Origin of the sequence: Streptomyces sp. NBC_00885 (genome assembly GCF_045207475.1) — a bacterium.
Lineage (GTDB): Bacteria > Actinomycetota > Actinomycetes > Streptomycetales > Streptomycetaceae > Streptomyces.
Genome location: NZ_CP108796.1, coordinates 4,793,649 through 4,806,899, shown reverse-complemented (window position 1 = coordinate 4,806,899; position 13,251 = coordinate 4,793,649). Strand labels below are relative to the sequence as shown.

Here is a 13,251-nt window from a genome sequence, read left to right as displayed (position 1 = left end):
TGACGGTCCGTCGGCTCTTCCGGTGGGCCGTTTCGGCTTGTCGGGAGGATTGCGGGCAGGGTGGTGGCCCGGTTGTCGCGTCGGATGGGCGCCGGGTTCCACGTCTCCGGTTGGTGCTGCTGGCCGTTGGGACAGGTCGTTTCAGAGATAGCCCTCGCCTTTACGGCTCTCCCCGGACAACTAAGGCTTGTCCCGCAAAAGATCTTTGGGTCGGGTTGGAAGGGTCGGCCGCTGATGGCCCGTTCGTTCATCCAGCGAGGTTGAGGTTATGCAGGCGGGCGATACCGAGCATGGCGTGGTGGACGCCGTCGCCCTTGAGGCGGCAGTCGCGGAGGATCTTCCAGGTCTTCATTCGGGCGAAGGTGTGCTCGACGCGGGCGCGGACCTGCTTGTGTGCGCGGTTGTGCTCCTGTTTCCAGTTGGGGAGTTCCTCGCCCTTGCGGCGGCGGTGGGGCCATGACGAGTCCGGTTCCCGGATAGCCGCCGTCGGCGATCGTCAACGTCCTCCCGACGGCGGCTTTGGCGTCGGATTGCTTCCACGCCCTGCAGTCGTTGCGGTTGCCCGGCAGGGGCCGGCTGACCACGACGACCCGGCGGGTGTCGGCGTCGATGACGACCTGGTGGTTGGTGGAGTACCTGTAGTTCTTGGACTGTTCTGCGATCGTGTGGTCGCGGGTCGGGACCAAGGTGCCGTCCACGATGAGTACGGCGTCTCTGGCGAAGCGGCGCCGGGGCTGCAGCGCCAGGAGCGGACCGAGGTGGTCGATGATGCGGTCGGCAGCGGACTTGGAGATACCGAACAGCGGGGCGAGCTGGCGCATCGTCAAGTTCGTGCGCCAGTACGCCGTGACCAGCAGTGTCCTGTCTGCCAGGGGCAGGCTCCACGGCCTGCCCCGGCGGGTGGCATCGCCCCCCGCGCGACGCAGCGCCGTCACCAGCTTCGTGAACTGGCGCGGGCTCAGCCCGGTGAACGGGACTATCCAGACACCTCAGGGTCCTAACTCGTCAAGCTGCGGGCCTCAGGCCGCCGTGTAGCCTGTCGATCTGTTCGAACGGGGTGAGGGGCCGAGGGTGCACGTCGAACGACCGCATGCTGCGATCCAGCTCCCTGAAGGGTCCTGGTGGGATTGGGACGTCGTCGCCTGGGATGGCGGGCAGCTCAGGCTTGCCGCTGGCCCCGACCTGTCCTACCAGCACAGCCTGGAGCTGGTTTTCGGCGATCCGTTCTTCGTCAGCTGCCCGTCCACCTTTCACGATCCGGTCTTCCGCGCACCGACACTGGACGAGCTCCTGAAAGTCACTCGTCAGCTCGGCGAGGAGCCGGCCGTCGTGGTCACCTTTGAGGCCGATGCAGGCGGGCAAGAGCCGGTCTCGTGCCTCATCGCCGCGGAGCGGCTCGACATCGTCCAGGGAACCGTCTTGCGGTACTGGCGCGAGGATGCAGGCCCCGATCAGCGCTTCGCTCCCTGGGTGCGGTCCCCCGGCCAGTAGACGGTCTCGGGCCACGCCCTCGAACAACGGTGAGCTCGTGGATAGCCTTGCCGGATGACTGACTCGGCCCCCGCCCAGCGCCCTTTGCCAACGTGGGACGAAGTGATCGCGTTGCGGGACTTCATCCACGGACGGACATACGCGGCTGCGGCCCCCACCATCCGACTCAATGGAGAACCGCCTCACGCCCCCGGATCCGATCTGGCGCGAGTGGCGGAGGTCAACGGAGCACTCTACGAAGTCACCTCCCACCTATGCAGTCGGCTGTATGCCGAGCTTGCGACAGGTCGCCCTGGGTCCGGCGCCGAAGCCTCGTGGGAGGCCCTCATCACGATCACTGCGTCCTGGCGCGATGACCCTGAGCTGCCTGCCTGGGTGCACGAGGTGTTGCCAGTCAAGCCGCGCTGACCGCGACGTCAGGCGGTGCGGGGAACGCGAACTCCTCATCGAAGACTTTTCGATTCTGGAGGCAGTGGTAGAGCTGGCCGATCATGCGGTTGAAGAGGTTGCGCTGGGCGGCGGCGTGCCAGTCTGCGCGGTTGTCGCGGCGGCGCCGGTAGTGGGCTTTGGCACCGGGCGATGCGCTGATCGCGGAGAACGCCCAGAGGTATCCGGCGTGGTTGAGGCGGTTGTTCTTCACCCAGCGTCGGGTGATGCTGGACTTCTTGCCGGAGGCTCGTGTGATGGGTGAGGCGCCGGCGTATTCCTTCAGTCCGCGGGCGTCGGCGAATCGTTGTCGGTCGTCGCCGATCTCGGCGAGCACGCGGGCGCCGAGCTGGGTGCCCAGGCCGGGGAAGCTGAGGATGATTTCAGCGTCTGGGTGCTGAGGAAATGCCTCTTCAACCGCCTCGGCGAGGTTGTCGGCGGCGGTGCAGGCGGCCTCCAGCTGAATCAGGAGAGCAAGCATCTGCTTGCCGAGCGCGTCCTCGACGAGCTGCGGCTGGTGGGCCCAGTCGGCCCTGAAGACCTCGCGAAGCCGTTCGGCGTCGGCTGCGATGCCGCGCTGGCGACCGGCCCGCTTGAGTGCGGCCTGCAATTGTGTGCGGGTAAGCCGAGCCGCCTTGGCTGGTGTCGGGGCCGCCTTCAACAACTCGTGCGCCTCGGGCCGACAGAGTCCATTTTTCCAGGATTCGACGGCTGTGAGAGCCGCCGGGTAGTACTCGCGCAACAGGGATCGAAGCTGGTTGGCGATCTGCTGCCGGTTCCACGTGGCGTCCTGCTGAGCACGGGCGAGGACGGCGACGGCGCGGGCCAGGTCGCTGTCCTGGGGAAGAGGGCGGTGGGCGTGCATATCGGTCCGCAGCACGTTGGCCAGGACCAGGGCATCGCCCGGGTCTGACTTCTTGCGCGAGACCGAATGACGGTCGCGGTATCGGGCAGCGGCCATCGGGTTGATCGCGAAGACTTGCCGCTTGCCGGTCCGCAGCACCGCGACCAGCAGGCCTCGGGATGTCTCGAGTGCAACCGGGATCGGGGATTCCTCTGTGTCGCCGTGATCAGCAAGCAGATCCAGCAGAACCTTGTAGCCAGCGGCGTCATCGGTGATGTGCCGCTTGGCCAGTAACTGGCCGCTGTCGTCAACCAGGGCAACGTCGTGCGCACGTTCCGCCCAGTCGATGCCGCAATAGATCAAGATCTTTCCCTTCCCCGCGTTTCAGGTGTCTGTACTGGTCACGAGCTCATGCGGAACCACGCAGCGACCTAATCCGAGGACTCGACACGGGGTCGGTCCGCCACCTCAGCAGCTGTTCGTGGCACCAGCTCACCGCACGGGCCCCGGTCTGCGTTGGAGCTGAAGCGGCTCGGGCATCACGAGGGGTCACCATGCAGCGGGCTCGCACCACAGACGCCAACGAGTGATCAAGAGAACCGTGTTGACGACGATGGTGGTCACGAGAGCGTCGGGCAACACCGCTCTGGATATAGGGATCAAGTCCCCTGACGGCTCAAGGCGCCAGCCCGACGCTCACGTGACCGCCATCGCGGCCAACTTCTACGGCTCGAACGGCCCTGCCGTACGTCCCAGAGGGCTGTCGCTACCACCGGATTAGGACGGCTCCGACGCCGTGATCACACCAGCCACAGCAAGATCATTCCACTGGGGTTGATCCCTCCAGCCGGTGAGGGCTTTCGGATGTGAAGGCGAGGATGTCGCGGACCGCTTCGCGCAGGCTGCCGAAGTGACGATGCACACCGTCTACCGCCGCAGGGGTGTTGACGCCCCACACCGTCATCCCGGCACGCAGCCCGGACTGCACCCCGGAGGGGGCGTCCTCAATGACCAGGCAGTTCTCCGGTTGGGCACCAAGTCGCGCAGCGGCCTGCAGATACGGCAGCGGCGATGGTTTGCCTTCCTCCACAGCGGCCGCATCCACGACAACATTCGGGACCGGCAAGCCCGTCCGTGCGAAACGTCCACGTACCCGGTGCTCATAGTTCGACGTCACCAACGCCCAGGCCCCGGGCTGCAGAGCACTCAGCAGCTCCGAGGCGCCGCCAAAGGCCGTATAGGCGCCGGAGCGGACGTCCTCGTCCTCCAGCTCGTGCAGTGCGGCAAGGCACTCCCCGGGGTCCTGGTCCGGAGCGACCTGCGCGAAGGTCTCCATCGGCCTCGTCCGCAGCGCCACTCGGTAGACCTCATCGGGGTCCAGTCCGTACCGCTCTGCCCACGTTCGCCAAACCAGGCGCTGATTGTCCACGGCATCGATCAACGTGCCATCGACATCAAACAGGACATGCCTCATCACACCATGAGGCGCCCCGAAGTTCTCGGACAGCGGTCCCCATAGGATCGAAGTCCAGAACGGCGGAGAGAGCACGTGGCACAGAAGCGTAGGAAGTTCAGTCCTGAGTTTCGGGACGAGGCGGTCAAGATGGTGGTCGTGGAGTCCCGCCCGATCGCCGAGGTCGCCCGAGAGATACAAGTGAACGAGGGAACGCTGGGCACCTGGGTCAGCCGGTACCGGCAAGAGCACGCCGGGGAGGAGCCTCCCCTGAACATCAGCGAACGCGCCCGCCTGCGCGAACTGGAACGCGAGAACCGGGAACTCCGTATGAAGACCGAGTTCCTGGGAAAAGCGGCGGCCTTCTTCGCCCAGGAATACCGGTGACGGAGAAGTACGAGTTCATCGACGGCGAGGCTGACAACTTTCCCGTGCAGCAGATGTGCACCTGGGCGGGAGTATCCACGTCGGGCTTCTACCACTGGAGGTCCAGGCCATTGTCGGCCACCGCGAAGCGCCGTGCGGAACTGAGGGCCGTCATCCTCAAGGTCTTCTCTGACTCTCAGGAGACCTACGGCTACCGGCGTGTCCACGCCGCGCTCCAGCGGATGAACGTGCAGGCCGGAGCGGAGCTGGTCCGCGCGCTGATGCGCGAGCTCGGCCTGGTGCCATGCCAGCCGCGGCCCTGGCGGGCGACCACGATCGCCGATGATGCGGCGCCGGCCACGCCCGACCTGCTGGCCCGTGACTTCACCGCTGACGCTCCCGGGCGCAAACTGGTCAGCGATATCACCTATGTTCACACCTGGGCCGGGTTCCTGTATCTCGCGACCGTCATCGACTGCCACACCAAAGCTGTGGTCGGCTGGGCGATGGCCGACCATATGAAGACCTCTCTCATATCGGATGCACTCGATATGGCAGTCCGGAACATCGACCTCGCCGAAGGCTGCGTATTTCATTCCGATCGCGGCAGTCAATACACGTCTCGGGAACTTCGTTGCAAGCTCCGCTCGTTGGGCCTGCGAGCGTCGGTCGGCCGCACCGGTGTTTGTTGGGACAATGCGATGGCTGAATCATTTTTCGGCGCCCTCAAGAACGAACTCGTGCACCGAACTACGTTCCCAACACGCGCACATGCCCACCGGGCGATCGTCCGCTACATCGAGATGTTCTACAATCGAAAACGCCTCCACTCCGGCCTCGGCTACAAGACTCCCGCAGAAGTCCACGCCGAGTACGAGGAGTTGCAGACGGCGGCATAAAGAGAACCCTCAACACCGCTGTCCGAGAAGCGCAGGGCCCCTCACCAGGACGGTCGGGTTCACTGATCACGCCTCGATCATGCCATCAGGCATTGAGCCGACTTTGCGGGACAAGCCTTAGCCTCGTGAAAGCCCGAGGCTAGTAGTGGACGCCCCCGCACGCAGGCGGCATGCACTGTCGTCGGTGTGTGCCTGCGCTGCAGAGCCGATCCGAGGTGATCCTGGACGAGGCCATCCGGGGGCCGTGCCGGCAACAGCCGGCTCGGAGGGCTGAACCGGATGCAGGCTGTCGAGCTGGATCGAACTGGTCGGGCTCGGCCGACGCAGGCCCGAAGTCCCCCCAGTCCCCGGCAGATTGGGGACTTCGGACGGCGAACCCCGCCCGGAGAGCTCTGACCGCGCAAGGTCTGGCAGATCCGGAGGCGTGAGGCCTGTCATCGGGATGCCCCCGGCGGGCAAGTCGCGCCGCGCGTTTAGCATTTGCGAAGAGAGATCATTGCTTCCAGGTCACGTCGAACAGAAAGAGCAACGCGCATGCACAAGTCCATACGTCGGGCGCTGATCGCCACCCCCGTTTCCGCCGCCGTATGCCTCGGCTTCGCCTTCACGGTCGGCGTCGGCACGAGTTCGGCCGCCACGCACAACGTGAGCCAGCAGTACGCCCAGGGCTCCATGTCGTACAACTCGGCCACCGACACTCTCACAGTCAAGGACCTCAAGAAGGACGGCCGCACCTTCGCCGTCAGTCTCTTCGGGCCCGCCGCGGACGGCGTCCATGTGTGCAAGGTGGGGGGCAAGGGCAAGTCCAAGACCTGCGACTTCAACTTCAACAGCGGTCGGCTGAACGTCCTGGTCTTCACCGAGCGGGGCGACCAGCACTGGGACATCGACAAGTTCCACATGGACGCCTGATCCACGGACCCGCGGACCGAGCCGTCGATCGCCCCGCTCCTCCTCCATCACCTCACTCGTCGTACGAGATCTTCCCCGGCGGTTGTCGTACCGGTCTTGGGCCTTGTCGATCGAACGAGGGTCGCGATGGGGTGGTCGTGGGGTGGTCGACGCATCCGACCGGGGCCTCCTGAACAGTTCGTCGGTGTCGAATCGCCGAGCATCAGGAGGCCCCTGATGTCGCAGTCTTCCGTGCCGCTGTCCGGGCAGCCCAACTCGGTCACCCGGGAGTGTGACTGCCTGGCTCACCAGTTCGGGAACGCTGCCGACAACCCGATGTGCGAGCGCCGGTACGCGACCGGTGCGATCCGCTACCGGTCGGTGGCGTCATTCGCTTTCTCGCTCGTCGGTTACCTCTGGCCGATGGTCGCCGCCGTTCTAACCGCGGTGCCCGCTCCTGAGCCCTCATAATCCCGGGCGCCATGGCGGTTAGTTACTCACCTGAGAAGTGCCTTCGGCTGGCGCGAGAGCAGGCTCTCGAAAGTCATCATTCTCGCTGGTCAGAGGCGCTTTCCGTGCAGCTGAACAGCTGCCAGACATCCCACCTCGTGAAAGCACGAGGTTAGACAGGGGCCCGGGCGAAACGCGTGAGCCCCGCCGCTCGGCGACGTGGGGTGCCGGTCCGAGCGGGCCCCCGAACAGGCAGAAGTGAGTGCTCGTCCAACTCCGCCGTTGCGCGCCCAGAAGGACTACGTTGCCGCTTTGAATGATTTCCGAGCGCTGACCGAGGGGCCCGCAGATGACTGAACGGGGCAAACGCGCCCAGCAATTCCACTCGCTGGGTTGCCCTGCGAGGTATCAACCTACGGGCGCTCACGACGGCGCCATCGAAGCGCTGGAGAGCTGATCGTGAAGGCGATTCCATTTCTCGTGTCGTTCATCACCACGGGGCGGCTGCACGGGCTGGGGATCGGCTCCAGCCTGAGTGAGGTTGACCGGGCGATCGATGCCAGCTTCATGGACGTGGTCGACAGCGGAGGTCTGTCGCTGCGCCGGGACTACGGATTCTTCGAGTTCTCATTCAACCCGGGGCCGGAGTGGGTGATGGCCAACTGCTCCATCGAGCTGCACAGGCTGGCCTCCGGTCCCGTCATGGGCGAGAAGTGGTGCAGGAGCATGCGGGTCGACTTCCCGCAGTACCTCGCCTGGGATGAACTGCGGGACGCGCTCTCCCGGACGCCGGAGGCTCCGGCCATGAAGGTCACCGACCAAGGTGGGTTCCTGGAGTACCGGGCAGCCGTGGCGGACGTGAACGTGTCCGTCATCGTGAGCGACGATAACGAAGAGCGTGGGGGGTCGCTGGGGCATGGAGATGTGTGGAGCGTCAGCGTGTGGGCCGCTGATCCGACGCCGTAAGTCGGCTCATTCCAGCGACAGTTCGGCCCATACCGTCTTGCCGACGACCCGGTCGGCCGTGCCCCACGCCGTGGCGAGTGCGTCGACCAGGAGCAGGCCGCGGCCCGTCTCCGCGTCGGGGGTTGGTGGCCTCGGGGACGGTTGGCGGTCGGCTCGGGCGTCCGAGACCTCGATGCGGAGCGTCAGCGGCCGGAGCGTGAGGCGCAGTTCGAAGTCGCGGCCCTGGACGCGGGCGTGGGTAACCGCGTTCGCTGTCAGCTCCGCGACGATCAGTGCTGCCGAGTCGGAGAGGTCGCTGCCGTAGGGGATGCCCCAGCCGTCGAGTTGGTGGACCGCGAGGCGGCGGGCCACGCGGGCGCCGCGGCGAGTGGCGCTGAAGCGTTGCGTGAACTCAGCCGTGGGGGTGGCGATTTCGGATTTCATGTCACCGAGCGTGACCGGTTCCCCGTACCCTGACCAGGAGGTTGATCGCGACTCTGGGTAACTGTACGGGTACGGACGGCGGGCTGTGCGGAACGTCGGTCGTCACCCGAGAAGGCGGTACGGCATGACGGAAGAGCGGCCGGAGCGGCCGGCCGAAGTGGATGGGACTGCGCATCTCTTCAGCGCTCTGGGTAAGCAGATCAAGGTGCTGCGGGAGAACGCCTCGATGAGCCAGCGGGAGCTGGGGGTTGCTGCGCACTGCGGGGAGGACCTGATCTCCGCGATAGAGCGGGGTGTACGGACTCCGCAGCCCGATTTCCTGGTGCGGGCCGATGAGTTGCTGTCGGCCGGGGGCGTACTCAAGGCAGCGGTGGAGGACGTACGGGAGGCCCAGGCGAAGGCGCGGACGCGGCATCCGGACTGGTTCCGGGACTACGCCCGGGCGGAGGCGGAGGCTGTCGCGCTGCACGACTACAGCAACCAGGCTGTGCCTGGGCTCCTTCAGACCGAGGAGTACGCGCGGGCCATCTTCACCCAGCGGCGGCCGCTGCTTGACGAAGAGACCATCGAAAAGCGCGTGGTCGACCGGCTTGCCCGGCAGCAGATTTTCGAACGCTGGCCCGCACCGACCTTCAGCTTCGTGTTGGAGGAGGCCGTGCTGAAGCGGCCGATCGGTGGGCGCACCGTTCATGAGAACCAGTTGCGTCGACTGCTGCGCATCGGGCGGTTGCGGACCGTAGAGCTTCAGGTGATGCCTTTGGATCGCGAGGAACACCCGAGCCTGGATGGTGCGTTCATCCTGCTGACGCCCAAGGGGCGGCAACAGGTCGCGTATACGGAGATCTACGGACACCCCCGGCTGATCACCGATCCGGAGGAGGTCCGCGTCTTCACCGAGCGCTATGGGATTATCCGGGCGCAGGCTCTCACCCCACGGGAGTCGCTGTCCCTGGTCGAGAAGATGCTGGGAGAACGATGAACACCACTGAGCTCAACTGGTACAAGAGCAGCTACAGCAGCGGCGAAGGCGGTGCCTGCGTCGAGGTCGCCACCGCCCCCGCCACCATCCGCATCCGTGACTCCAAAGTCACCGACGGCCCCCACCTCGCCGTCACCCCCGCAACCTGGTCCGCCTTCCTGGCGCACCCCGCGCTGCTCCCTCTGGATTAGCCCGCACGCGTGTCTCCCGGGCGCGGCCCGTCCGTATCGGCAGGCTCGGGGGGCGTGACCACTTCACGCCTGATCGCCGTCACCGTACTCACCGCCGCCGCACTGTTCCCCGCATATGCCGTGTACGGACCACGTAACGGGGAGCCCACCGTGCAGGCGCCCGGTGCGGCCGACGACCTCAGCGACTGCCTTGACGAGAGGCAGCCCGCGGCTGACGCAGTATCGGTGTCCTTCGGGTGCCGGGTCGACGCCTAGAGACCGGGTTTTGCTATCTGGGCTCGCCACGTGAGTCGTGCTCGGCGGCCAGGCCTGCCAGTCGGAGCCGCTCCCCGCCGACGGTCTTCTCCATGTCCTCAACTCCCTGGTGACTCACCGCCGTCGGTGCCCGTGCGGGGGCATACAAGAACCTGGCTAAACTGCACGCGACCACACGGCGTACGCGCCAGTAACAAGACTTTTCTGTCACGGGGAACGAGGGGCTGCCGGTACCGGAGGTAACGCGGCCCCTTGAGCAAGGAATTCATGTACCACAAATTCACATCGAGAATCGCGACGATCATCGTCGTGCTGTGCGTCCTGCTCGCAGGAGGCGCGGGAGCCGCCGGCAACGCTGCCGCCGCCGAGCGGGGGGACAAACCAAGTCTGGCAGAGATCGCGGCGAAGGTTTCGCGGTACGCAAACTGTGACCGCCTGCCGCTGTTGGAAAGGCCGGGCTGCCTCAAGGACTTCGCCGGGAAGGCCGTCAAACTCGGCATCGGCACGGCCCTGTTCCTGTACATCACGCAGGACGCCATGAAGGACCACGGCGCGAGCTTCACCGCTCTGAACAAAGAGCTGAAGGCACTGGGCGAACTGAAACCGGGCGACGTGGCGGACCCCACCAAGGCCCCTGATCCGGAACAGCAGTTGAAGCTCCTGGAGCAGGCGGTCAAGACGTTCAAGGCCGTCAAGCCGCACCTCGACGGCCTCGGCTCCGACATTGCCAAGGCCGACCGGCTGCTGGGCGCCCAGAGCGATTCCCTCCTGGCGCTGGCCATCCTGACCATCACGGTGGGCGACCACTACCCGGACTACGAGCCGAAGAAGTACCCGGCCGCCAAGCCGGTGTTCGACTTCAAGAAGGACCTCGCGGACATCAACGCGGCCTTCGACAAGATGAACCGGGGCTTCGCCCAGATGGACCGGGGCCTGAAGGAGATGAACGCGGGCGTCGCCGAGGTCAACAAGGGACTGAAGCAGGCCAACAAGGGCGTCTCCAAGGCCAACAAGGGCATGAAGGAGCTCAACGAGGGCATCGCCCAGGCCAACAAGGGCGTGCAGGAGGCGAACAAGCACGTCGCCGGTATCAAGAAGGGCGCAGAGAAGCTGCGCGAGATGCCAGGCATCGACTTCGACTTCTCCCACATCGGTGACACCTGGGGCTCGGGCTCGTCGGACGATGCCGAGCAACAGCGCCGGATGTCGCTGCTGCTGGATCTGCTGCCCGGCATCGGCGACGGCAAGGGCATCGTCGACGCGATCACCGGCAAGGATCTCGTGACCGGTGAGAAGTTGGGCACGCAGGAGCGGGTGCTCGGTTCGCTGTCGGTGCTGCGCTGGCTCAGGGCCGGCGGCAAGGCCCTCACGGCGGAAGAGGTCGGCAAGGCCCGCAAGAGCGGCGGCGCAGTCCCCTGCAACAGTTTCCCAGCCGGCACCCCGGTGCTTCTGGCGGACGGTTCCCATGTGCCCATCGAGCAGGTGCAGGTGGGCGACGAGGTCCTCGCCACCGACCCGGACACCGGCCGTACCGAGGCCGAACCGGTCACCGCTCTGATCACCGGAGAGGGCGAGAAGAACCTCGTCAAGGTCGATGTGAAGGCTGCCGACGGCAGGGGTGAGCGCACGTCCTCCGTCACCGCCACCGAGGGTCACCCCTTCTGGGGCGAGGACCTCAAGGAGTGGACCACCGCGGGCGACCTCAGGCCCGGCATGTGGCTGCGCACGAGCGCAGGCACGCACGTGCAGATCAGTGCCGTCGCGGCATGGACCGCGCAGAACCAGCAGGTCCACAACCTCACCGTCGCCGATCTGCACACCTACTACGTGCTGGCGGGCAACACCCCGGTCCTGGTGCACAACACGAGCCCTGGTTGCCGTGTGACGACGGAGACCCTGGATGAGGCCTGGTCGACGTGGAACACCCCGGCGAATCTTGAGCATGTCATCGACCCGCCCAAGCACGGGTTCGGGACCTTGGTCGCGAAAGCCGGAGGGCGAGAGGAGGCCCTGCGTGGGATCCTGGACAGCCTTCGCGGTGCGACAGACCTGCCGGTCGCGGGAAAATACGAGGTGGACCGACTTATCGCGGGCGAGGTGGTCACGATCCGAGGAGCCGTGGTGAACGGAGTCCCGCGGCTCGGCACGGCCTTCATTCCCGCGAAGTTCACGAGAAACTAGCGTCCGCCCTATCCGAAGGCACTGTGCCATGCCGATCGCAATGGATCCCCGCCCCCTGACCCAGGGGGAGCGGGCTGTCATCAATCTGATCCTCGCCAACGAGTTTCCCGGAGCGGCCGAGCTGCGGTCCCAGGTCGGCTTCGCGCGGGTGGTTGCGCAATGGGCAGCGGATTCGGCGAGCGTCGATCTGGAGGTGCTGGAAAGCGCTCCTCGTTCGCCGGTTGCCACGGGCGTCATCCCTGTGGACGCGACTGTCGTGGACGAGGCGGGATCACTCTTCGGCGAGATCCTGCTCTGGGCCACCGATGGATACCTGTCGGCGATCGAATACGCCTGGTACGGCGATGAGCCGCCCAGCGCGCTTCCGGACACCGGGGTGATCTCCACCGAAGTCCGCGCCTAGCACGTGATTGAGAACTGGGCTCCTGGCCACGCCTCACGCCGTGATGATCTCGGCGTGGGGCGTGTCGATCTCTCGGTGACGCACTCAGGGGAAGACCGACGGCAGCTCGCGGTGCACGGCCCGCACCTCGCCGCCCCTACACGTACTGCCCGAACTCGTCCAGCACCCGCAGTACCTCCGCCTCCCCCGCCGGTGGCAACTGCAGCACCACCTCCTCCACGCCCAGCTCCGCGTAGTGCGCCAGCTTCCCCGGCGTCGGCAGGACCGCGTACGGGACCACCTGCAGCTTCTCCGGGTCCCGGCCCGCAGCCGACCACACGTCCCGCAGCACCGGGAGCGACTGCGCCAGGCCCCGGCCGCCGATCGGGAGCCAGCCGTCCGCGTAGTCCGCGATGTGCGCGAAGAGCTTCGGGCCCGCCGCTCCGCCGATGAGGGTGCGCGGGCCGCTCAGCGGCTTGGGGTAGGCGTATGAGGCCCGTACGGAGCCGAACTCGCCCTTGTACGGCGTCGGTTGGCCCGCCCACAGCGCGCGCATCAGTGCCATCCGGTCCTGGGTCAGTTCGCGGCGCGTCGTCCATTCCACGCCATGGTCCGCGGCCTCCTCCCGGTTCCAGCCGAAGCCGACGCCCAGCGTGAAGCGGCCGCCCGACAGATGGTCGAGGGTGGCGATCTGCTTGGCCAGGTCGATCGGGTCGTGCTGGGCGACGAGCGTGATGCCCGTGCCGAGGCCGAGCTGCGAGGTGACCGCTGCCGCCTGGCCGAGGGCGACGAAGGGGTCGAGCGTGCGGCCGTACTCGGGTGGCAGTTCACCGCCCGCGGGGTACGGGGTCGTGCGTTCCACCGGGATATGGGTGTGCTCCGGCAGATAGAGCCCGCCGAATCCGCGCTCCTCCAGTTCGCGCGCCAGCCGTACCGGCGTGATCGTCTCGTCCGTGAGGAAGATCGTGGTCGAGATCCGCATACGGAACCTTCCGTGTCGTCTCTGGTGACCGCCCAAACGTATGCCGTACGGTGCCCCATGCCGAGAGCCCGG

General features: G+C 66.3%; 14 protein-coding genes and 1 pseudogene. 10 read left to right on the top strand and 5 right to left on the bottom strand.

Annotated features, from left to right (window positions below):
- Positions 1 to 247: 247 nt before the first annotated feature.
- Positions 248 to 980, bottom strand: a pseudogene (locus OHA61_RS21880) (transposase).
- 91 nt (positions 981 to 1,071) lie between these two features.
- Between OHA61_RS21880 and OHA61_RS21875 the strand changes: the two are divergent.
- A complete protein-coding gene (locus tag OHA61_RS21875) occupies positions 1,072 to 1,491 on the top strand; it encodes a hypothetical protein (protein ID WP_406304446.1) in 420 nt (139 codons plus the stop codon).
- Between the two features lie 394 nt (positions 1,492 to 1,885).
- On the opposite strand, the gene OHA61_RS21870 is transcribed toward OHA61_RS21875, so the two are convergent.
- Entirely contained in the window at positions 1,886 to 3,127 is a 1,242-nt protein-coding gene (locus tag OHA61_RS21870; protein ID WP_406307419.1) for an IS110 family transposase, read from the bottom strand.
- Positions 3,128 to 3,581: 454 nt separating this feature from the next.
- A complete protein-coding gene (locus OHA61_RS21865) occupies positions 3,582 to 4,235 on the bottom strand; it encodes an HAD family hydrolase (RefSeq protein ID WP_406304445.1) in 654 nt (217 codons plus the stop codon).
- 75 nt (positions 4,236 to 4,310) lie between these two features.
- On the opposite strand from OHA61_RS21865, the gene OHA61_RS21860 reads away from it, so the two are divergent.
- The 4 genes from OHA61_RS21860 (at position 4,311) to OHA61_RS21845 (ending at position 7,786) form a co-directional block, all read left to right on the top strand.
- Positions 4,311 to 5,479 (top strand): IS3 family transposase gene (locus OHA61_RS21860; protein WP_406301159.1). Its coding sequence is split into 2 segments (ribosomal slippage): positions 4,311 to 4,563 and positions 4,563 to 5,479, totalling 1,170 coding nucleotides; the frame shifts between segments, so codons are not numbered across the junction.
- 534 nt (positions 5,480 to 6,013) lie between these two features.
- Positions 6,014 to 6,391, top strand: a complete 378-nt coding sequence (locus tag OHA61_RS21855) for a hypothetical protein (RefSeq protein WP_406304444.1) — start codon at positions 6,014 to 6,016, stop codon at positions 6,389 to 6,391.
- A gap of 216 nt (positions 6,392 to 6,607) precedes the next feature.
- The gene (locus tag OHA61_RS21850) at positions 6,608 to 6,841 is read left to right on the top strand and encodes a hypothetical protein (protein ID WP_406304443.1); all 234 of its coding nucleotides are present in this window, start codon (positions 6,608 to 6,610) and stop codon (positions 6,839 to 6,841) included.
- A gap of 438 nt (positions 6,842 to 7,279) precedes the next feature.
- Positions 7,280 to 7,786 carry a hypothetical protein gene (locus OHA61_RS21845; protein ID WP_406304442.1) on the top strand — a complete coding sequence of 169 codons (507 nt, stop codon included), beginning with the start codon at positions 7,280 to 7,282 and terminating at the stop codon, positions 7,784 to 7,786.
- Between the two features lie 6 nt (positions 7,787 to 7,792).
- Here OHA61_RS21845 and OHA61_RS21840 read toward each other — a convergent pair whose 3' ends face one another.
- Complete coding sequence (locus OHA61_RS21840; protein WP_406304441.1) at positions 7,793 to 8,209, bottom strand: ATP-binding protein; 417 nt, start codon at positions 8,207 to 8,209, stop codon at positions 7,793 to 7,795.
- A gap of 124 nt (positions 8,210 to 8,333) precedes the next feature.
- On the opposite strand from OHA61_RS21840, the gene OHA61_RS21835 reads away from it, so the two are divergent.
- The 5 genes from OHA61_RS21835 to OHA61_RS21815 all read left to right on the top strand — a co-directional run bounded on the left by OHA61_RS21835 (position 8,334) and on the right by OHA61_RS21815 (position 12,218).
- Positions 8,334 to 9,188 (top strand): Scr1 family TA system antitoxin-like transcriptional regulator, encoded by an 855-nt coding sequence (locus OHA61_RS21835; RefSeq protein WP_406304440.1) that lies wholly within the window; start codon positions 8,334 to 8,336, stop codon positions 9,186 to 9,188.
- Positions 9,185 to 9,379, top strand: a complete 195-nt coding sequence (locus tag OHA61_RS21830) for a DUF397 domain-containing protein (RefSeq protein ID WP_406304439.1) — start codon at positions 9,185 to 9,187, stop codon at positions 9,377 to 9,379. Before OHA61_RS21835 ends, OHA61_RS21830 begins: the two co-directional genes overlap by 4 nt.
- Positions 9,380 to 9,433: 54 nt before the next feature.
- Positions 9,434 to 9,634 (top strand): hypothetical protein, encoded by a 201-nt coding sequence (locus tag OHA61_RS21825; protein WP_406304438.1) that lies wholly within the window; start codon positions 9,434 to 9,436, stop codon positions 9,632 to 9,634.
- A gap of 267 nt (positions 9,635 to 9,901) precedes the next feature.
- The gene (locus tag OHA61_RS21820) at positions 9,902 to 11,815 is read left to right on the top strand and encodes a polymorphic toxin-type HINT domain-containing protein (RefSeq protein WP_406304437.1); all 1,914 of its coding nucleotides are present in this window, start codon (positions 9,902 to 9,904) and stop codon (positions 11,813 to 11,815) included.
- Between the two features lie 28 nt (positions 11,816 to 11,843).
- The gene (locus OHA61_RS21815; RefSeq protein ID WP_406304436.1) at positions 11,844 to 12,218 is read left to right on the top strand and encodes a hypothetical protein; all 375 of its coding nucleotides are present in this window, start codon (positions 11,844 to 11,846) and stop codon (positions 12,216 to 12,218) included.
- A gap of 136 nt (positions 12,219 to 12,354) precedes the next feature.
- Here the strand turns inward: OHA61_RS21815 and OHA61_RS21810 are convergent, their stop codons facing one another.
- Positions 12,355 to 13,179, bottom strand: a complete 825-nt coding sequence (locus OHA61_RS21810; RefSeq protein ID WP_406304435.1) for an LLM class F420-dependent oxidoreductase — start codon at positions 13,177 to 13,179, stop codon at positions 12,355 to 12,357.
- Positions 13,180 to 13,251 lie beyond the last annotated feature (72 nt).